Annotated in this window: 30 protein-coding genes and 1 pseudogene; 29 read left to right on the top strand and 2 right to left on the bottom strand. The window is 34.4% G+C overall.

The annotated features are described in order from the left end of the window. Nucleotides 1–253 precede the first annotated feature (253 nt). The 3 genes from U5B17_RS09005 to U5B17_RS08995 are packed head-to-tail and all read left to right on the top strand — an operon-like array spanning nt 254 to nt 2,009. A complete protein-coding gene (locus U5B17_RS09005) occupies nt 254–709 on the top strand; it encodes a Panacea domain-containing protein (protein WP_430805017.1) in 456 nt (151 codons plus the stop codon). Next, the gene (locus tag U5B17_RS09000; RefSeq protein WP_430805016.1) at nt 710–1,618 is read left to right on the top strand and encodes a hypothetical protein; all 909 of its coding nucleotides are present in this window, start codon (nt 710–712) and stop codon (nt 1,616–1,618) included. Then, nucleotides 1,563–2,009, top strand: coding sequence for a thermonuclease family protein (locus U5B17_RS08995; protein WP_430805015.1), 447 nt, complete (start codon nt 1,563–1,565; stop codon nt 2,007–2,009). Before U5B17_RS09000 ends, U5B17_RS08995 begins: the two co-directional genes overlap by 56 nt. 68 nt (nt 2,010–2,077) lie before the next feature. On the opposite strand, the gene U5B17_RS08990 is transcribed toward U5B17_RS08995, so the two are convergent. Beyond that, nucleotides 2,078–2,230: an excalibur calcium-binding domain-containing protein gene (locus tag U5B17_RS08990; RefSeq protein ID WP_430805014.1), complete on the bottom strand. Its 153-nt coding sequence runs from the start codon at nt 2,228–2,230 to the stop codon at nt 2,078–2,080. Nucleotides 2,231–2,448: 218 nt separating this feature from the next. Beyond that, nucleotides 2,449–2,571, bottom strand: a complete 123-nt coding sequence (locus U5B17_RS08985; protein WP_430805013.1) for a hypothetical protein — start codon at nt 2,569–2,571, stop codon at nt 2,449–2,451. Between the two features lie 84 nt (nt 2,572–2,655). Here U5B17_RS08985 and U5B17_RS08980 point away from each other — a divergent pair, with 84 nt between their 5' ends. The 26 genes and pseudogenes from U5B17_RS08980 (at nt 2,656) to U5B17_RS08855 (ending at nt 14,093) form a co-directional block, all read left to right on the top strand. After that, nucleotides 2,656–2,898: a hypothetical protein gene (locus U5B17_RS08980; protein WP_430805012.1), complete on the top strand. Its 243-nt coding sequence runs from the start codon at nt 2,656–2,658 to the stop codon at nt 2,896–2,898. Beyond that, nucleotides 2,888–3,088 carry a hypothetical protein gene (locus U5B17_RS08975; RefSeq protein ID WP_430805011.1) on the top strand — a complete coding sequence of 67 codons (201 nt, stop codon included), beginning with the start codon at nt 2,888–2,890 and terminating at the stop codon, nt 3,086–3,088. The genes U5B17_RS08980 and U5B17_RS08975 overlap by 11 nt, the downstream gene beginning before the upstream one ends. Next, entirely contained in the window at nt 3,075–3,575 is a 501-nt protein-coding gene (locus U5B17_RS08970; RefSeq protein WP_430805010.1) for a helix-turn-helix domain-containing protein, read from the top strand. The genes U5B17_RS08975 and U5B17_RS08970 overlap by 14 nt, the downstream gene beginning before the upstream one ends. Before the next feature lie 40 nt (nt 3,576–3,615). Further along, nucleotides 3,616–3,765, top strand: a complete 150-nt coding sequence (locus U5B17_RS08965; RefSeq protein ID WP_430805009.1) for a hypothetical protein — start codon at nt 3,616–3,618, stop codon at nt 3,763–3,765. A 95-nt stretch (nt 3,766–3,860) separates the two neighbouring features. Further along, on the top strand, nt 3,861–4,484 hold the full coding sequence (locus tag U5B17_RS08960) for a hypothetical protein (protein WP_430805008.1): 624 nt from the start codon (nt 3,861–3,863) through the stop codon (nt 4,482–4,484). Nucleotides 4,485–4,599: 115 nt separating this feature from the next. Next, nucleotides 4,600–4,773 (top strand): hypothetical protein, encoded by a 174-nt coding sequence (locus tag U5B17_RS08955; RefSeq protein WP_430805007.1) that lies wholly within the window; start codon nt 4,600–4,602, stop codon nt 4,771–4,773. 1 nt (nt 4,774) lies between these two features. After that, entirely contained in the window at nt 4,775–4,990 is a 216-nt protein-coding gene (locus tag U5B17_RS08950; protein WP_430805006.1) for a hypothetical protein, read from the top strand. A 111-nt stretch (nt 4,991–5,101) separates the two neighbouring features. After that, a complete protein-coding gene (locus U5B17_RS08945) occupies nt 5,102–5,896 on the top strand; it encodes a PD-(D/E)XK nuclease-like domain-containing protein (protein WP_430805005.1) in 795 nt (264 codons plus the stop codon). A gap of 11 nt (nt 5,897–5,907) precedes the next feature. Beyond that, nucleotides 5,908–6,297 (top strand): hypothetical protein, encoded by a 390-nt coding sequence (locus U5B17_RS08940; RefSeq protein ID WP_430805004.1) that lies wholly within the window; start codon nt 5,908–5,910, stop codon nt 6,295–6,297. Then, nucleotides 6,294–7,307, top strand: coding sequence for a recombinase RecT (locus U5B17_RS08935; RefSeq protein WP_430805003.1), 1,014 nt, complete (start codon nt 6,294–6,296; stop codon nt 7,305–7,307). Before U5B17_RS08940 ends, U5B17_RS08935 begins: the two co-directional genes overlap by 4 nt. A 4-nt stretch (nt 7,308–7,311) precedes the next feature. Continuing rightward, nucleotides 7,312–7,428 (top strand): annotated as a pseudogene (locus U5B17_RS08930) (single-stranded DNA-binding protein); the annotation flags it as partial. Between the two features lie 62 nt (nt 7,429–7,490). Further along, nucleotides 7,491–7,724 carry a transcriptional regulator gene (locus tag U5B17_RS08925; RefSeq protein ID WP_430805002.1) on the top strand — a complete coding sequence of 78 codons (234 nt, stop codon included), beginning with the start codon at nt 7,491–7,493 and terminating at the stop codon, nt 7,722–7,724. Nucleotides 7,725–8,112: 388 nt separating this feature from the next. Further along, a complete protein-coding gene (locus U5B17_RS08920; protein ID WP_430805001.1) occupies nt 8,113–8,325 on the top strand; it encodes a hypothetical protein in 213 nt (70 codons plus the stop codon). Beyond that, a complete protein-coding gene (locus tag U5B17_RS08915) occupies nt 8,322–9,068 on the top strand; it encodes a phage antirepressor KilAC domain-containing protein (RefSeq protein ID WP_430805000.1) in 747 nt (248 codons plus the stop codon). The genes U5B17_RS08920 and U5B17_RS08915 overlap by 4 nt, the downstream gene beginning before the upstream one ends. Before the next feature lie 95 nt (nt 9,069–9,163). Then, complete coding sequence (locus U5B17_RS08910; RefSeq protein WP_430804999.1) at nt 9,164–9,361, top strand: hypothetical protein; 198 nt, start codon at nt 9,164–9,166, stop codon at nt 9,359–9,361. 2 nt (nt 9,362–9,363) lie between these two features. Beyond that, complete coding sequence (locus U5B17_RS08905; RefSeq protein WP_430804998.1) at nt 9,364–9,567, top strand: hypothetical protein; 204 nt, start codon at nt 9,364–9,366, stop codon at nt 9,565–9,567. Then, nucleotides 9,564–9,821 carry a hypothetical protein gene (locus U5B17_RS08900; protein WP_430804997.1) on the top strand — a complete coding sequence of 86 codons (258 nt, stop codon included), beginning with the start codon at nt 9,564–9,566 and terminating at the stop codon, nt 9,819–9,821. Before U5B17_RS08905 ends, U5B17_RS08900 begins: the two co-directional genes overlap by 4 nt. Then, nucleotides 9,818–10,060 carry a hypothetical protein gene (locus U5B17_RS08895; RefSeq protein WP_430804996.1) on the top strand — a complete coding sequence of 81 codons (243 nt, stop codon included), beginning with the start codon at nt 9,818–9,820 and terminating at the stop codon, nt 10,058–10,060. Before U5B17_RS08900 ends, U5B17_RS08895 begins: the two co-directional genes overlap by 4 nt. 117 nt (nt 10,061–10,177) lie before the next feature. Further along, nucleotides 10,178–10,537, top strand: coding sequence for a YopX family protein (locus U5B17_RS08890; protein WP_430804995.1), 360 nt, complete (start codon nt 10,178–10,180; stop codon nt 10,535–10,537). Continuing rightward, on the top strand, nt 10,524–10,772 hold the full coding sequence (locus tag U5B17_RS08885; protein WP_430804994.1) for a hypothetical protein: 249 nt from the start codon (nt 10,524–10,526) through the stop codon (nt 10,770–10,772). The genes U5B17_RS08890 and U5B17_RS08885 overlap by 14 nt, the downstream gene beginning before the upstream one ends. After that, a complete protein-coding gene (locus tag U5B17_RS08880; RefSeq protein ID WP_430804992.1) occupies nt 10,765–10,977 on the top strand; it encodes a hypothetical protein in 213 nt (70 codons plus the stop codon). The genes U5B17_RS08885 and U5B17_RS08880 overlap by 8 nt, the downstream gene beginning before the upstream one ends. Then, nucleotides 10,955–11,197, top strand: coding sequence for a hypothetical protein (locus U5B17_RS08875; RefSeq protein WP_430804991.1), 243 nt, complete (start codon nt 10,955–10,957; stop codon nt 11,195–11,197). The genes U5B17_RS08880 and U5B17_RS08875 overlap by 23 nt, the downstream gene beginning before the upstream one ends. Beyond that, nucleotides 11,187–12,284, top strand: coding sequence for a tyrosine-type recombinase/integrase (locus tag U5B17_RS08870; protein WP_430804990.1), 1,098 nt, complete (start codon nt 11,187–11,189; stop codon nt 12,282–12,284). The genes U5B17_RS08875 and U5B17_RS08870 overlap by 11 nt, the downstream gene beginning before the upstream one ends. 1,146 nt (nt 12,285–13,430) lie before the next feature. Then, nucleotides 13,431–13,658: a hypothetical protein gene (locus tag U5B17_RS08865; RefSeq protein ID WP_430804989.1), complete on the top strand. Its 228-nt coding sequence runs from the start codon at nt 13,431–13,433 to the stop codon at nt 13,656–13,658. 131 nt (nt 13,659–13,789) lie between these two features. Further along, nucleotides 13,790–13,954, top strand: a complete 165-nt coding sequence (locus tag U5B17_RS08860) for a hypothetical protein (RefSeq protein WP_430804988.1) — start codon at nt 13,790–13,792, stop codon at nt 13,952–13,954. 7 nt (nt 13,955–13,961) lie between these two features. Continuing rightward, a complete protein-coding gene (locus U5B17_RS08855) occupies nt 13,962–14,093 on the top strand; it encodes a hypothetical protein (protein WP_430804987.1) in 132 nt (43 codons plus the stop codon). Nucleotides 14,094–15,633 lie beyond the last annotated feature (1,540 nt).

Below are 15,633 nucleotides of genomic sequence, written 5' to 3'. Positions count from 1 at the left end.
TTGTAGGGAAAAAGATAGCCCAGGGCTTACTTTTGATGACGCTGGGGTAAGGTAGGGGTTGAGAGCTAAAAGTTGTGTGAAATTAAAATTTATACAATTTTTTAGTATAATATTACAAACTATTGCGAACATTTATCTATTTTTTGGTACAATTGCGCCATTTTTTAACCAGTTCTTTTAAAATTCTACAATTTAGACATAAAATGTCTTAAAAATACAGATAAAATACGTTAAAATATTGAAAGGAGCAAAGATGAAAGCATTGGATGTAGCAGCACACATTATAAATCGTTGCATTGATATGGGTAATCCTATTAGCAACTTAAAGCTTCAAAAAATCCTATATTTTATTAATATGTATTACTTGGTCAATAGAGATAGAAGTCTTATAGATGATAATTTTTTTGAAGCATGGCAGTATGGACCTGTTATAGAGGAAGTGTATAATAAATATGCTATATTTGTATCTAATTTGATAAAGGTTAGAGATATGAGAGATGATATTGAACCTTTCTTAACAGAAGATATAAATATGCTATATAATTTTATAGACAAAATAGCTAATATTCCATCTTGGCAATTAGTTGATTTTAGCCACACAAAAGATGGCGCTTGGGATAGAGTATATAAAAATGGCATAGGGGCATATAATATAATTCCTAATGCTTTTATCGAGGATGAAGCGCGAAAAATTAGAGATAATAGATAGATGAACAACTCTAATACAAAAGCCAAAAATCTTAATAGCCTATTAACAGAAGTTGATCAGTCAAAAATAAATTCAACAAACAGCAATTATAATCACTCAAAAGAATTGCTTTTCAGTTCTTTTTTGGTTGAAATCTCAACACGTATATTTAAAGAAGATGAATATACTATGCTTATCGACAAGCTGGAAAAAATATATACTAAAAACAATAGGCATCAATATTCCGAAATTACTGCATATCTTATGATGGAAAGTCGTGTAAGACGCGAGTGTTTGGATATAATAGCTGAGAATATAAGGCACTTATACGAAAGTAAAGAGCTTGCAGAATATGATAATCCTGAATTAAATTTAAAAAATAAGGTTTTTAAATTATTGGACCATATATCTTTAGAGCGCATACGGCTAGATGATATACTTGATTTTAAAGAAAATTTTGAAGTCGCAAAAAAAGATATAAAAAATTTTAATAAAATACTAATTGATGCAACAGAAGAGACAAGGCATACTGGTGAAGAGTTAAAAAAATCTCAAAAAAACTATGTGTCCATTCTTGGTATATTTGCATCAATTATCCTTGCTTTTGTAGCAAATATAACGTTTTCTTCTTCTGTACTGCAAAACATAGACAAACCAAATACTTTTAAGCTTGTGTCTATTATATGTTTTTTGGGGATTTTTGTTGTAAATATTTTGAATTTACTTTTTAATTTTATTAGAGAGATACATTTTGGGCAAAAAACAGAAGGCGGATGTTGTTCTAAAATTTGGCTTTTTAATATAATTATAATTTTTATTGCTACGGTATGTCTTATAAAATCATTTAACTATGATGAAAATGTAAGAAAAACAAGTGAAAACAACTCTACTATTAATTTTAATATTACCAAGTATTATACTAGCCCTTGACGGCAAAGTAATCAAAGTATCAGATGGCGACACAATCACGATACTAACCGAGCAAAAAGAGCAAATTAGAATAAGATTAAACGGCATAGACGCACCAGAGGAAAAGCAAGCTTATGGTAACAAGGCAAGATTATTTTTAGCCGACATGATAGCAGGGCAAATGGTATTCGTAGAAGAGCACAAAAAAGACAGATACGGCAGAGTAGTAGGAACAATCTATTTTAATGACTATGATATTAACGAGCAAATGGTTTTAAATGGTTATGCATGGGCGTATGTAAAATATGATAAAAAATATAAGCTTCATGAAATACAAGCAAAAAGGCAAGGCTTAGGGCTTTGGCAAGACAAAAATCCTATACCGCCTTGGGAATTTAGAAAGTTAAAATAAAGAGATAGTTTTTACTTTCGTTTTTTCTTTTTTCCGCAAACATTTTCACAAGGCACGCCATCGCCATCTCAGTCAAATTTATCCATGCCACAATTATTAAGGTAATACATTGCCTCTTTACAGCTTTTCATCTCTTTACAATAGCGCTTTGAGCAATCAAACTCTTTTTCCGCACTAAAACCAAAAATTACAAGACTTATAAATAAGATTAGTATTTTCATAGTATATCCTTTTAAAAATTATAGCACAAAAAAATTTCATAAAGTATATAAAAAATAAACTTTTTTAATAATCATTTAAGTATAGTTATTATATACTTTCACTATCCAACCAAGGATAAGGCTTGATAGCTGAGAAGCTTTGACCGACAGAGCCTGTATCGAGTTGATACAAATCTGGTTTTAATCGGAAGCGCACTAGGGAAGCGATATTGCCCTAGCTAACGCCAGCGAGCTTTTAGGATAGTTTTTAGGCTCGTTTTTAAATTTCTGCTAAAAAGTCCAAATTTTACTCTAACACAAGGGCAGTATGTATTTGCTAGCTCCTTTTTGAATTCATCCAAAACACCTACTTGCTGCTCTTTTGTTAGGGTAAAATTTAAATATTTTTTAGTTAAAATATTAGCTTAATTTATAAAGGATAAACAATGACAAAAAACATCAAAGACATAACCGAGATACAAATCAGGTGCAAGCACTGTAAAACTCGCATTGTATTTGACATAAACGAACGCAAAAAGTCGTTTGAATATTGCCCTAATTGTAACAATGCACTATTTTACAACGACACGAATTTATTAAGAGACCTAGACAATGTTTTTAAGCGGTTTGACTATCTACAAAATACCGAAATAAGCTTTGTTTGTGAAAAGGACGAAAATGGAAAATGAAAATCTAGTTAAAAAGGTATGCGCCCAGCTGGTTGAAACCATAGGGCTTGGCATTATGATTTATGGCTTTTTAGCTGCATCAAACGATAGCACAAAAGGTATTATCGTAATAATAGCTGGCATAGGCATAAATGCAACAGGCATATTTTTAAAAGATAAATTTAAAAAGGACAACGATGACCGCAGATGAAAAAAGATTAACCTATAAAGAAAAGCTGTTATTACTCTTGCTTAGTAAATATCCAAAACCACAGATAATCTTTACAAAAGATGAGATAGCAGATGAAGCACAAATTCACGAAACTATCAAACAACTTGCAAAATTTGACAGCATAAGATACAAAGATTACGATAAAAAAGAGATGGCTTACACTGGTGTTGTGCTATCGCCTAGCGGAACGAAAGAGGCACAGCAGATAAAAGATACATTAGAGGCACCACAAAGCGAAAACATTGTTAAGCGCGTGTGCCGTGAGCTAAATATCACACAAAGGGAGTTGGCGGAGCGAATAGGAGTGGCAAATAACACAACCGCGCAATGGGCTACGCAAACAAAGCCACCAGAAATGGCAGTTAAATTTATGGAGCTTTTACTAGAGCATGAAAAAACAAAAAAGCAACTAGATAAATTTAAAAAGGCTTTTGAGTTAATCGATGAAGCAAAAACAGCGCGTTGAAAATTTCAACACGCTAAAAACAATAAAAAAAGGAAACACAATGGAAAAAGAAAATAAAAAGCTACAAATAACCTTTAACGGAGAAATGTTAGAGATTATGGAAAAAATAGCGCAGTCGCTAGGAATGACAATAAATCAGTATATTGTCTATGTTGTAACCAAAGACATAGACAATAGATTACAAAAATAATCTTTTTAGATTAATTTTTTACTCTTTTTATAATCTTTTAAGCTTCTTTTTGGAATACTTACAGAATACAAAAGTAATCCAAAAGGAGTTAAAAGATGAATTCTTTATTTTTACAACCAACAACCCAAGTTGAAATTTTAAATTTCCAAACATTCACTACCGAGTATGTTGCTACACATTATGGCATAAATGAAGCAACAATTAGAAGCCATAAAAAATTACACGCCGATGAAATTTTAGAAAATATCCATTTTATTACAGAGCAAAACAAATACGGCACAAACGAAATCAAATGGACTTTACGCGGTATCATCAAGCTTGGTATGTTTATCCGTAGCCCACAAGCTAAAAATTTCCGCCTTTGGGCTGAGATGGAGCTTGAAAAGTCTATCAATAAAGAGCTAGAAAACGCACGTATCGCTAGAGAAAATAACTTGCGTTTAGTAGATAAAGTTAGCGACCTACAAGCCACACTTATCAACAAAACAAACCACCACGAAAAGCAGATAAACGGCTATAAAGGACAGATAGCACAGCACAATCAAAAAATCGAGCTTTTAAAAGCCAAAAACACCATTTTAAAACACAACAACCAACAAAACAACGAGTTTTTACTATCTGAGCTACAGATGGCAGCTAATAAATTACAAAACGCTACAAAAACTTTTATAAATGATGTTTGCATAGCTTTAACACAACACACAAAGGAGACACAATGATAAAAGGACTAAGTGGGTGTTATTTCTCCCGCAGGTTTTATTATATAAACGCTGATGGCTTTATAGTAGCAAGACAAGGTGATAGGGTCGTTGATACGGCTTATAGGGGCTAGCTATGAAAGCGTTTATATCAAGCTTTGATGAGATGGCAAGTGCACTTAAAAGGGCTGAAAAAAATAATGCAAGCTTTGCAAATTCTTATATAAAGCGTCCAAATGAAGAACAGCGAGCGCAAATTATCGCAAGAACAAATGAAAAACTAAAACAACTAAACAGCAAGGGGGCTTAAGATGAGCAGTATTGAGAGTCAAGACTATGACTTTATGAAAAAAGAGGAGCTCGAGCAAAGCCTTACGGTTTTTTGCGATGAGTATGAGAGCAAAATACAAAAGCTTATTGACTCGATTAGTTGTAAGCTAGTTGCCTTGCGTGGTTATTATGAGCCACTAATTGGCTTTGAAAACATAGATGAGATAGAACAAACCGTCTGGAATAATAGACTTTAAGGAACAAATTGTGACACTAGAGCAAAAATTTAAATTTATCCGTGCAGGCTTTAGGCTCTTTTATAGTAAAAGCGGCGTTTTTGGTGTAAGAATGAGAAGCGGAGTTAGGCAATGACAAACAAAGAGTATCACGCAAGGGCTGAAATCTCAAAATCTGATTTAGATTTATTAGCAAAAAGCCCTTTGCATTTAAAGCTAAAACACGAGCTAAAAAGGGAGCAAACGCCATCGCTACTTTTGGGCTCTGTAGTGCATAAATTAGTGCTTGAACCGCTTGATTTTGGCAATGAGTTTGCCATTGAGCCAACTTGCGACAAACGAACCAAAGACGGCAAGGCACAGCACGAGCAATTTATGCAAAATTTAGGCGATAAAACACCGATAAGTGCCGAGCTTTTAGCCACAGCCGAGCAGATAGCAAATAGCGTTAATTCTATGCCAGAAACAGCCCCCTTTTTACAAGACGGCAAGGCAGAACAGGCATATTTTAGTGAAATAGATGAAGTGGCGGTGAAGTGCAAGCCTGATTTTTACAATGAAAAATTAGGGCTTATCGTCGATCTAAAAACAACTTCGGATGCTTCGGCGGTGGGCTTTGCTAAAAGTGTGGCAAGCTTTAACTATCACATTCAAGCCGCCTTTTACACCGATGTGATGGCTAGTCTTGGCAGGGAAGTTAATAAATTTCTATTCATCGCAGTAGAAACAAAAGCGCCGTTTATGGTCGGCTTTTACGAGCTTGACGAAGTGGCGCTAGATCTTGGGCGCAAACGCTATCAAGAGCTTTTAGAACTTTATAAATTTTGCAGTGGTAACAATGAGTGGTGGGGCTATGCTAAATTTGACGGCGAACGCATTAACGCCGTGCAAATGCTAAGCCTGCCAGCGTGGAAATTTTATGAGTGAAAGGATATAAAATGACACAAGAAAAAGCGGAGTATTTAACTAACAGACTGCAAAAAAAGGTTAAAAAAGAAATTTTTAAAACTTTTTCTTTTTTAGAGCGGTATAAGAGGGATAAAAACAATACCTTTCTTACTACTTATGAGATAGACGACGAAAAAACGCTCACAGGAAAGTTTTATATTTATTATGGTGATTATAGGCGGGATGAGCCATTTGATAATGTAAATGGGGAGACTTCTAAAATTTTTATTAATGATGAAAAAATAAGCATTTGGTGCCATGTGGAAAGTAATGACGATGATAATTTACACAATAGGATAATATCTGCCTTTACACTAGCTAGGCTTATGCACTTTTATAAAAAATACGACAGAAAATTACGAAAAAAGGATACCAAATGAACCAACTTCAAATTAGAGAAAACCAAGCAAGAGATATAGTCGCCTCAAAAATGAGCGTTATTAATGTAATCACTGGTGGCGACAAGGCAAAGTCAAGCACCTTTGCCGCCTCTTTAACGGCGATGGCAAACGAAAGGGGCTTGCAAAACTGCTCCGTTGAGAGCGTATTAAGCGCAGGGCTTGAGATAGTCCGATTAGGGCTAAACCCTAACAAGACTTTCGGACAAGCCTATGTCGTGCCATTTCGCAACAAATACGGCGAGAGTGCCCAGCTACAAATCGGCTATAAAGGCTGGGTAAGCTTAGCGTATCGCAACGGCTGGATATTTAGAGCCTTATGCGTGTATAGGTGCGATGATTTTAGTATGCGTTTTGCAGGGGTTAAGGATGAAATTTCTTTTAATCCAAATTATGACGAGAGAGATGAGACAAATGCTAGATGGGTTTTTGAAAATTTACGCGGAGTAATAGTGTATGCAAAAGATGCTAAAAATAATGAATTTAGCGAGTTTGTGCCGTTTAAAAAGCTAGAGCAATTACGCCTAAAAAGCCAAAACCAAAAGAGCAGTGCAGAGCTAACAAACATCTGGGCTGAATGGGCGGAAGAGATGTATAAAGCAAAAGCTATTAAATATGTAGCCACTCGCTTACCAATAACCGAGCAAATGCAAGAGGCTATAAATGCTGAAAATGAGCCGTTTAAAACAGAGCAGATTAACGATAAAGCGATTGAAGTTAAAAAGCCACTTGATTTAAACGAGATAGCAAATTTAGGACTTAAAAAGGCAAGTGAACTAAAAGCACAAAAGACTGATCCGATAGACGCCGAGATGGAGGATGTGCCAGTTATAAACATAGATGAACCATTGCCTCACGATGAGCTACAAAGCGAGCTTATGAGGCGCGGACTAAATGAGAATGAAGCCGAAAAGGTTGTGATGAGGCTTAGCAAAGAGCAGGCTAAGGCGTATTTAGATGAGCCAAGCAGTATAGATAGTCTTTTGGAGTAGAGATATGTTTAACAAAATAGTTTTAGTTGGGAATTTGACCAAAGATATTGAGCTTAGATACTCACAGAGTGGAAGTTGTATCGGCAATTCAAGTATCGCCGTAACTCGCAAATATACAAGCACGCATTAGATTATCTTTAAGTGGTATTTTTGTATAATCTAGGCTAAAAATAAAGGATAACAATGGCAGATGAAAATTTAATAAAACAAACCTGCAAAGAACTTGGGCTTACTTATAAGCAGCTTGGGGAGGCGATAGGGTATGGAGAAGGAGCAGTTAAAAATTCAGCCTCTACTGGCAATGTAAGCGAGCCAATGCAACACGCCATTAAGATGTATAGGCGAATTTTAGAGCTTGAAAAAGAACTTGCTGACAGCGAAACAATAAAAGAGAATTTGAAAAAGTGGCTAAGATAGGCTACTTTTTCTAAAAAGTCATTAATTTTTACTAAAAAACTGCAAAAAACTTCATTTTTATTTACAAAACTCTTTACATTAAGTAATTAATATGGTATAATGCTCTTATCAAAGGTAAAAAATAATTACCTTTGAAATAAACAAAAGGAGCAACGATGTTAATATTCTTGCAAGTATTAGCGTTAATTTTGCAAATCCTTTACTGGATTTTGCGAATTATAGAGTGGGTTTAACCACTCCCCCGCAAGGGGCGTTAATAAATATTGCATCGTTGCCTTTTGTAATTATACCATAAGGAGCTTATTATGTCAGCAGATTTTTTAGATGTCTTAATGGCAGTAGCTTTTATTGCTACTTGCATTTGGATTTACCACACAAAGGCTCAAAAATGAAAAACGAGCTTTATGATGGCAATGATGAGAGCTTAGCAAAATTTGCCGAGCTTTTATCTAAATACTCAACAGACACAAAAGGACAAGAATACCAGGTGCTTGATTTAGCCTATGATTTATTTGTAATGTTGCAAAACCTAGCAAATAATCATAATGCTTTGAAAGCTAAAATTTTAAATATTTTAGAGCCGAAAGGAGGAATACGATGAGCGCAATCATAGAATTTAACAATTTAAATTTAGAAGTGCTTGAATATGAGGACACTTGGAGCTTATCAAATAAACAAGTTGCGGAGGGCTTTGGAGTAAGTGAGGACGCTATCCGCTCACAAAAGGCTAGAAATGAATTTAAAGAGGGCGTGCATTTCTATCTGTGGCAAAATGCAACAGGTAACGCAATGCAGACTTTTTGGACTAAAAAGGGCGTTATTACGCTAGGCTTTAAGCTAAGAGAGACACCGCAAACAATTCTATTTAGAGATTGGGCGAGTAATTTTATCTTAGCACACGAAAAACCGCCGACAATCCAAAATTTATTAGCAGATCCGCGAGCTTTTGCCGAACTTGCTTTAAGATACGCAGACGAACAAGACAAAAATAAACAACTCACGGCAAAAATCGAGGCTGATATGCCATATACTGATTTTGGCAGGGTTGCAGAAATCAGCAAAGGCAGCCTACTGATACGAGATTTTGCAAAGATACTATGTAGCAAAGGCTTAAACATAGGCGAAAAACGGCTTTATCAATGGTTTAGAGACAACGGCTACATTATACCAAGTAGCACGGAGCCTTATCAAAAATATGTAGAAGCTGGATACTTCGAGCGTAAGCCAAGTTTTGTTAATAACATAAATTTTCAAGGCGAAAAGCTAACAACACGCATTACGGCAAAAGGGCAAGTTTATTTTACGGAAAAAATATTTAAGTCTTTTGGAAGAGATGTAGCCTAATCCACCAATTAGACTACAAAAACCAGACAGATATTATACACAAAATAAGCTTAGGCGGAGTTAGTCCGCCTTGATGTAAATATTAAGGATTAAAAATGATAGCCCTAAATAAAAGCCGCACCGAGTATGTAGCTGAGATTTTAGCACTACAAAACGCACTAGGAGAGATAGAAGCTAGGATTAATACGCTTATTATGTATATTAGTGCATTAGGGCTAAATACGCCTGAAGCCTTGAGATTCTTGCAAGAATTAAAGGCTATTAAGAAAGAAATCAAAGAGATAAAAGGATAAAAATGAAATCCACTAAGTATCTTTACGGAGTGAGCCTTTGCCAATTGCCAGACGCCAGCGAGCATTTTAAGACTAAGATCAAGAACGGCAAGAAGCTGCTAAACGAGCTTTTAGCCCTTCCGCTTGAGCTGCGCGACGATGAGCGCATAAATGAAGTCGCAAAGGCGATCAAATTTAATGAAAAACTTTTAAAAGGCGAGATATGACAAAAAGAGAACGCGAAAGAGCTGAGCGCGTGCTTAATGAGCTTGGACTAGCTGGCATATTGCAAATAGCACAAACGCGCACGCTCGATAGGCTCAGCAACGAACAAGCCAAAAAGTGGTTAGCACTTGATCTAGCACAGACTTTAAGTAGTGCAAGTGATGATTTTTTAAGTATTGTCGCGTTTTATATTCAAGAGGCGCAAGCGCAAAAGCTTGTCGATTTTTTAAGCGGATATGCAAAGGTTAAGATATGATCGACATAGTATTTTTTAAAATGATTAAGAATTTAGAGGCGATGGGTGGTGGCTCATTTTGTCTATGGAGCTTTTTTATGGTTTGTATGTATGGTGCATTAAATTCAATGGCGATGCTTTGCGAAAAGGTGGCAAAAGCCGAGCTTACGCCTCGCTGGTATGACATAGTAATTATGCTTGTGTGTTTTATTGCGTGGCTGTATGGTATTTGGACATATAAAAGTTATAGGCTGGGATAAAATGTTGTTTTTAAAATCAGAAAAAGAGCAATATCCACGAAACTATTTTAATGCAAGACGATAACGCCAAAAGACAAAAGGCGTTGGAAATTTATAAAGAACTAAAAGGATTAAAAAATGAGAGAGATTAAATTTAGAGTTTGGGATAAAGAAAATAACGGAGAAACTTTTTCTAAAGATGACGGCTGGTTTGATTATGAACTTTGCGATGATGAATTTGAGCTTATGCAATATGTTGGGTTAAAGGATAAAAACGGAGTGGAAATTTACGAGGAGGATATTGTGAAATTTGACCCGTCAGTCCCGCCATTGGGTGTTATGCCACAAGAGGACGAAGTCGGAATTATAAAGTATATTTTAAACAGCTTTTTAGTCGTTACAAAAAATAATGTGAATTATGACATCGATGAACTTGGCGATTGGGTAGTCATCGGCAATATTTACGAAAATAAGGAGCTTTTAAATGAGAACGCTTAAAACAATTCTTAAACTATTAAAAGAATACGAAATAAACTACGAGGATATTGTCGCTATTGACAATCAAGGCGGAGTGATAAGGCTAGACAAACTAGACACAAAAAATGCTAAACTCACCACCGATGGCGTATTTGGCGATTTTTTGGTAGAGACAAAAGGCGATGGTAAAAATTATAAACTCTTTATTCCTTTTTCATCTGATTTATTTTACGCATTGGGCGGAGAACATGAGTAGTCCAGATAGAGAAAAAGAGCTTGAAACACTTGATCGGCTTATAAAATTTTGCGAGAAACACGATAAAAAACACGCCATTATAAATAATGAGATTTTACCTATCTTGTTTAAGTTGCCTATGTGTAGGCTAAAAATTTTAAAACACAGCTTGATAAAAGATTTACGGCGAAAAAGGATAAAACATGAGCGAGTTTTTAGAGGTTAAAGGCTTATTATTAGAGCTAAGAGATACTATAAATTTGCTTTTACCAAAACGCATGTCAGTAGCTCAAATAGCAAACATAACAGGCAAGAGCAGACAGACCATAACAAGCTTTTTAAAAAGAAAATTTAGCCCTGGGACTGAATATTGGGAAGAAAATGGTAAAATTATGGTGTCTCAAGCTGTCGCCCTTACACTGTTAAGGAGATATAATGAAAAATAGCGGTGGCTACAAGGTGCGAAATGGCGTGATCTATGTCTTTGGCACTATTAGCGGTAAAAGATACCGTTTCTCTACTAATTTACAAGCGACAAATGAAAATTTACTCTTTATCGCGCGTAATTACTGGAGCGTTCTTTTAAATAAAATTGATGAAAAAAATGCAGTAAAAGAGCCATCATATAAGCTTAGTGATTTTCTACTAGAAATGCTAAATTTAAGCGCACACAAGCGAAGCAAGGCGGTGCAAGATGATTACATATCAAAAGCAAAACGCCTTATTTTGCCATATTTTAAAGGCTATGGGCTAAAGGATATAACGCCACTTGATTTGGAGAAGTGGCAAAGTGAGCTTTTAAAAAATTACTCAACTACTACCGTTAAACGCTTAAAAAATATCCTAAATATGGCATTAAATAAAGCGACTTTAAACGATATAATACCAAAAAACCCCTTGCTTTTAGTTGATGGGTTTAGAGTGTATAATGAGAAAAAAGAGCCATATACCATCGATGAAATGCAAAAGATTTTAACCCACTCAAAAGGCTGGCTAAATATCTTTTTACACTTGGCATTCACCACAGGACTACGCACGGGCGAGCTTTTGGCGTTAAAATACAGCGATATTGACTGGCAAAATAAGCTAATTTTTGTAAATCGCACCATGACTAAGGGGCAAATTTTACAAAGTAATAGCATAAAAAATCACAACCGCTTTGTTATTTTAGCCGATTATTTGGTTGAAATTTTAAAAGATTATGATAGTGGTAGTGAGTGGCTATTCCCATCACGGCTAGGCACACCATACAGCGAGAGCAAGGCTATCGCAAAGCATTACTTTAAACCGCTCTTACAAAGTATCGGCGTAGAATATAAGACGCTTTATGCGACAAGGCATACATTTGTGAGTATTTTGAGAAATCACGGAGTGAGTAGAGAGTTTGTGGCTGAGCTTGCAGGTCACTCGCAAGAGGTAAGCGACAAACACTACTATACGGCACAGCTCACAAACGAAAAAATCAGAGCTGTTAATAATGTCTTTTTTGAGCTAAATTTGGGCTTAAAGGCACAAAGTAGGGCACACCAATAGGGCGATACTGCAAGAATAGCGATTTTTAGGGACTAAAACGACAAAAGGCGTAATTCTCATAAGCCGGAGGTCGAGAGTTCAAGTCTCTCTCTTGACACCAGAAACCCCAAAAAGTAGTGCTTTACTAGATTATTTTAGCACTTATCCTTTCCTTAAATAGACCTAAAACTTTGTAGCGAACTAGTAGAATTCTTAGTAAAATTTTAAGCTAATTGTAGTTATAGCATATTCTAAGAAGAAATCCAGTCAGTTTTTCTCACCCGATTAAAATCCATTCTCAATCCTATTAATAAATATGTTATAAAATTAATTTATATTTTTTAGTATGGAAAAATTTTAATCTAGACCACTGCATATAGCCTTTCTATAAGTTTTTAGAATCTTAATGTAATGGCAAAACGATTTTTGCTTACATATTTTTTAAAACGATCTATAATTGTGTTACTTGATTTACAAAATCAAGTAATTTATATCTCATGTTTTATGTGCTGATGGATTGGAATAGCAACTATTTTCTAATCCTAGTAAGCAAATATCCTTTGTTTTTATGTTCTACCTGTAATCAATTCATATATTAATTATATTATTAGGAGAAATTCTGGAAAAACCAAATAGCAATCTGCTTAATACAGTTCAAGAGAAAGAGAATGCAAGAAATTTGCCAGTTAGCCAGAGTACGCAAAAGCTATTTTCAAAGCCTGTACCTAAAAGTAGTAATGACAAGGACACAAACATGCTAACCTTTAAGTACACAGCGATACCAACAACATCTTTAAAATCCTTAATATACCCACTGCTAAAAACAGGAGCCATATCATGAGTGCCCTAACAATAAACAATCACCAAATAGTAGTGGCTGCAATTTCACAAAATCTAACCACAAGCAAAAGCCATAGCACAGCTTGGTCATGATCTAAGAGAGCCAAACCAAACTAAAAAGATAGGTAGTCTAAAAGACTCAACTAGACTAAATAGATACTATCTAATAAACTGTTTTGGAAATTTAATATACAGAGGTAATGAAACAACAAATCACTACACTATAAACATCATCAATGAAAAGTACAGTCTCTTTAAAAGGACTATGAGAGCCAAAGCATAGTTTGTAAAAATGGGACTACTGGACGCAAAGATTGGCAAAAGAAGATGACTCCATTTACAGAGGTATTATTAGTATTTGGAACTACTAGGGATAAAGAGAAATTTGAAGGGCTAGATGATGAAAAGACCAAGCACTATCAGATAGTATTTACAAACTATGATTTTACAAAGCAAGCTTGTCATAGAAGAGATAAAAAACAGATGAGAGTATATGGCTCATCTCTTCAAGATATGGCAGCAGATGCTTTTAAGGGTATTGCTATAGAGGTATAAAAGGTAGTGTAGCTACTCATAAAGACCTTGCTAGAATACATCAGACACAAAGGATTTATAACGATGAGCAGGAATTTAAAGATGAAATATATAATAAAGTGTCTGAGAGTATAGAACGGTAAGAAATATCCTTGCTACTTGCTTTTAAACAAAAGACAATCTCTTTTATATCAAATATAGCAAAACTATTTTTAGGCATAACAGAGCATATCAAATCAGATATGCTAGAGATGTATGATGAAGTGCATACCAAGCTAAACCAAGAAAGAGTTATGACTAATAGCTTTAGTATATGAGTAGGTGATGGATAGAAATTGCATAAATAGTAATAAAAAACAAGAATTTAAAGGAGTTAAAATGCAACATTTAAATGACAATGGCTTTTATGAAGATAGTCAAGATGAAGTTGAACTAAAATTTGGTATATCAAAGTGAGCACAAGCAAAATATAGAAATGCAAAATAACTAGCCTACATTAGTCGTAAAGTTGTATTTTATACAAAAGCTGGCTTAAATGATTTTTTGTAAGGTTTATGGTTGAGGCTGGTGGAGCTAGCAAGAAAACTAAGACTAAAAGCAAAATCAGGTACATTGGCATAATGGCTTTCAAGCTATAGCAAAACGATGCAATAAATTCTGATGCCAGTTACAACGCCGATTTAAATGATAAAGCGAGCATTATTATAAATGAACACCTGTAAGCATCAACGGTAGGCAGACAAATATTGTCTATAACGATAAAAGTTAATAATTTTAAATTTTCGCTATTGATCAGCAAGGATACTGTAAATTTATATCCAAAAATGCCGTACTATGCAAAAACTTTTAAAATTAGCAAATCTTGATTTTTATATCAAAGGGCGTGAAAATACTGAGAATAGATGCGTTAAATAAGGTCTAAAACAAACTCTAAGCGACATTATGATAAATCGCTTTAACGAATGCTGTAAAATGCTTAATAAAAATGGCTGGTTTGAAAAACCAAGAGTTGAATACTAGATTGCTAATATGTGATAAAATATTATAGCCACAATAAATGTTTTTAGATAGGCAAATTTAGCTTAAGATATAGTGAGTGCTCCTGCCTGAACCAAAGTCTAGTGATCCATTTTTTCAAAAGCTTTTTAGTAAATGTATAGAAAGCTCAATAATGTAGTTAATATATTAATGAGATTTATTTAGAATGTTTAGTTAGTGGGTGGAGGTAGAAGAGGCTTTTGTAACTATTGGGGTAGTTAGCAATAAAAGATGTGGTAAATATGTTTTTATAATAATTAAAGTATTTTTGCAATATGCCAAGATGATAAATTTCAGAAAAGCAATAGAAAATATAAAAATATGGGATGGTACACCAGATAATATATCAATTATTATTGAAAAAAATAAACAATTTTGTTTTAGGATCTCATGACCTTATATATAGAAAAAATTGGCTTAGATAAAAAAATGAAAATAATATTTTAATTAGAAAAGTAGATGAATAATATTTGAAAATGTACTCGTTATTGTGTTATTTTTTGGATTTGCTGAATACTGTTTTAAATATCCTATCTTGCATTGGATTATTTTGCATTTTTTCATCGATTTCTGCCATCTCTATAGTAATTTTGACTTTAAGGTCTGAGAAATTTACTATAAATGAGATAGAGTGAAAAACAAAAAGGCACAAAAGTAAAATTTTCAATACTAAATAAATGGCTACCTGCGGTAAATAATCAAAATTGAAAAATATATTTAAGTACTACTTAAATATATTTTTCATAAAATGTAATAAATATATAATATGGGTTAAATAAAGGTATGCCAAGAAGCTTCTTTTTATTTTTGTGTGGATTGTCTTTGTTGTATGCTAGCGAAGCACAGATACAACAAAGAGAGCTAAAAAATGAACAAGAGCGCATAAAACAAGCCAGCGATCATATAAAGCATGCCGATGTGATCCTAACTAGCCAAACTCTCACTTTAAACCAACCAG

The organism is Campylobacter australis (assembly GCF_050586305.1).
Taxonomy (GTDB): Bacteria; Campylobacterota; Campylobacteria; order Campylobacterales; family Campylobacteraceae; genus Campylobacter_A.
This window is presented reverse-complemented; position numbering and strand designations above follow the sequence as displayed.

What these genes read in the sequence shown, in the direction of transcription:
- U5B17_RS08975 (WP_430805011.1), top strand. Translation starts at nt 2,888, where the DNA reads ATGGAAAATGAAAATCTAGTTAAAAAGGTATGCGCCCAGCTGGTTGAA.
- U5B17_RS08935 (WP_430805003.1), top strand. Translation starts at nt 6,294, where the DNA reads ATGAACCAACTTCAAATTAGAGAAAACCAAGCAAGAGATATAGTCGCC.
- U5B17_RS08970 (WP_430805010.1), top strand. Translation starts at nt 3,075, where the DNA reads ATGACCGCAGATGAAAAAAGATTAACCTATAAAGAAAAGCTGTTATTA.
- U5B17_RS08895 (WP_430804996.1), top strand. Translation starts at nt 9,818, where the DNA reads ATGATCGACATAGTATTTTTTAAAATGATTAAGAATTTAGAGGCGATG.
- U5B17_RS09000 (WP_430805016.1), top strand. Translation starts at nt 710, where the DNA reads ATGAACAACTCTAATACAAAAGCCAAAAATCTTAATAGCCTATTAACA.
- U5B17_RS08915 (WP_430805000.1), top strand. Translation starts at nt 8,322, where the DNA reads ATGAGCGCAATCATAGAATTTAACAATTTAAATTTAGAAGTGCTTGAA.
- U5B17_RS08880 (WP_430804992.1), top strand. Translation starts at nt 10,765, where the DNA reads ATGAGTAGTCCAGATAGAGAAAAAGAGCTTGAAACACTTGATCGGCTT.
- U5B17_RS08870 (WP_430804990.1), top strand. Translation starts at nt 11,187, where the DNA reads ATGAAAAATAGCGGTGGCTACAAGGTGCGAAATGGCGTGATCTATGTC.
- U5B17_RS08890 (WP_430804995.1), top strand. Translation starts at nt 10,178, where the DNA reads ATGAGAGAGATTAAATTTAGAGTTTGGGATAAAGAAAATAACGGAGAA.
- U5B17_RS08865 (WP_430804989.1), top strand. Translation starts at nt 13,431, where the DNA reads ATGACTCCATTTACAGAGGTATTATTAGTATTTGGAACTACTAGGGAT.
- U5B17_RS08950 (WP_430805006.1), top strand. Translation starts at nt 4,775, where the DNA reads ATGAGCAGTATTGAGAGTCAAGACTATGACTTTATGAAAAAAGAGGAG.
- U5B17_RS08980 (WP_430805012.1), top strand. Translation starts at nt 2,656, where the DNA reads ATGACAAAAAACATCAAAGACATAACCGAGATACAAATCAGGTGCAAG.
- U5B17_RS08900 (WP_430804997.1), top strand. Translation starts at nt 9,564, where the DNA reads ATGACAAAAAGAGAACGCGAAAGAGCTGAGCGCGTGCTTAATGAGCTT.
- U5B17_RS08990 (WP_430805014.1), bottom strand. Translation starts at nt 2,230, where the DNA reads ATGAAAATACTAATCTTATTTATAAGTCTTGTAATTTTTGGTTTTAGT.
- U5B17_RS08875 (WP_430804991.1), top strand. Translation starts at nt 10,955, where the DNA reads ATGAGCGAGTTTTTAGAGGTTAAAGGCTTATTATTAGAGCTAAGAGAT.
- U5B17_RS08925 (WP_430805002.1), top strand. Translation starts at nt 7,491, where the DNA reads ATGGCAGATGAAAATTTAATAAAACAAACCTGCAAAGAACTTGGGCTT.
- U5B17_RS09005 (WP_430805017.1), top strand. Translation starts at nt 254, where the DNA reads ATGAAAGCATTGGATGTAGCAGCACACATTATAAATCGTTGCATTGAT.
- U5B17_RS08920 (WP_430805001.1), top strand. Translation starts at nt 8,113, where the DNA reads ATGAAAAACGAGCTTTATGATGGCAATGATGAGAGCTTAGCAAAATTT.
- U5B17_RS08905 (WP_430804998.1), top strand. Translation starts at nt 9,364, where the DNA reads ATGAAATCCACTAAGTATCTTTACGGAGTGAGCCTTTGCCAATTGCCA.
- U5B17_RS08910 (WP_430804999.1), top strand. Translation starts at nt 9,164, where the DNA reads ATGATAGCCCTAAATAAAAGCCGCACCGAGTATGTAGCTGAGATTTTA.
- U5B17_RS08940 (WP_430805004.1), top strand. Translation starts at nt 5,908, where the DNA reads ATGACACAAGAAAAAGCGGAGTATTTAACTAACAGACTGCAAAAAAAG.
- U5B17_RS08955 (WP_430805007.1), top strand. Translation starts at nt 4,600, where the DNA reads ATGAAAGCGTTTATATCAAGCTTTGATGAGATGGCAAGTGCACTTAAA.
- U5B17_RS08960 (WP_430805008.1), top strand. Translation starts at nt 3,861, where the DNA reads ATGAATTCTTTATTTTTACAACCAACAACCCAAGTTGAAATTTTAAAT.
- U5B17_RS08945 (WP_430805005.1), top strand. Translation starts at nt 5,102, where the DNA reads ATGACAAACAAAGAGTATCACGCAAGGGCTGAAATCTCAAAATCTGAT.
- U5B17_RS08855 (WP_430804987.1), top strand. Translation starts at nt 13,962, where the DNA reads ATGGATAGAAATTGCATAAATAGTAATAAAAAACAAGAATTTAAAGGA.
- U5B17_RS08965 (WP_430805009.1), top strand. Translation starts at nt 3,616, where the DNA reads ATGGAAAAAGAAAATAAAAAGCTACAAATAACCTTTAACGGAGAAATG.
- U5B17_RS08885 (WP_430804994.1), top strand. Translation starts at nt 10,524, where the DNA reads ATGAGAACGCTTAAAACAATTCTTAAACTATTAAAAGAATACGAAATA.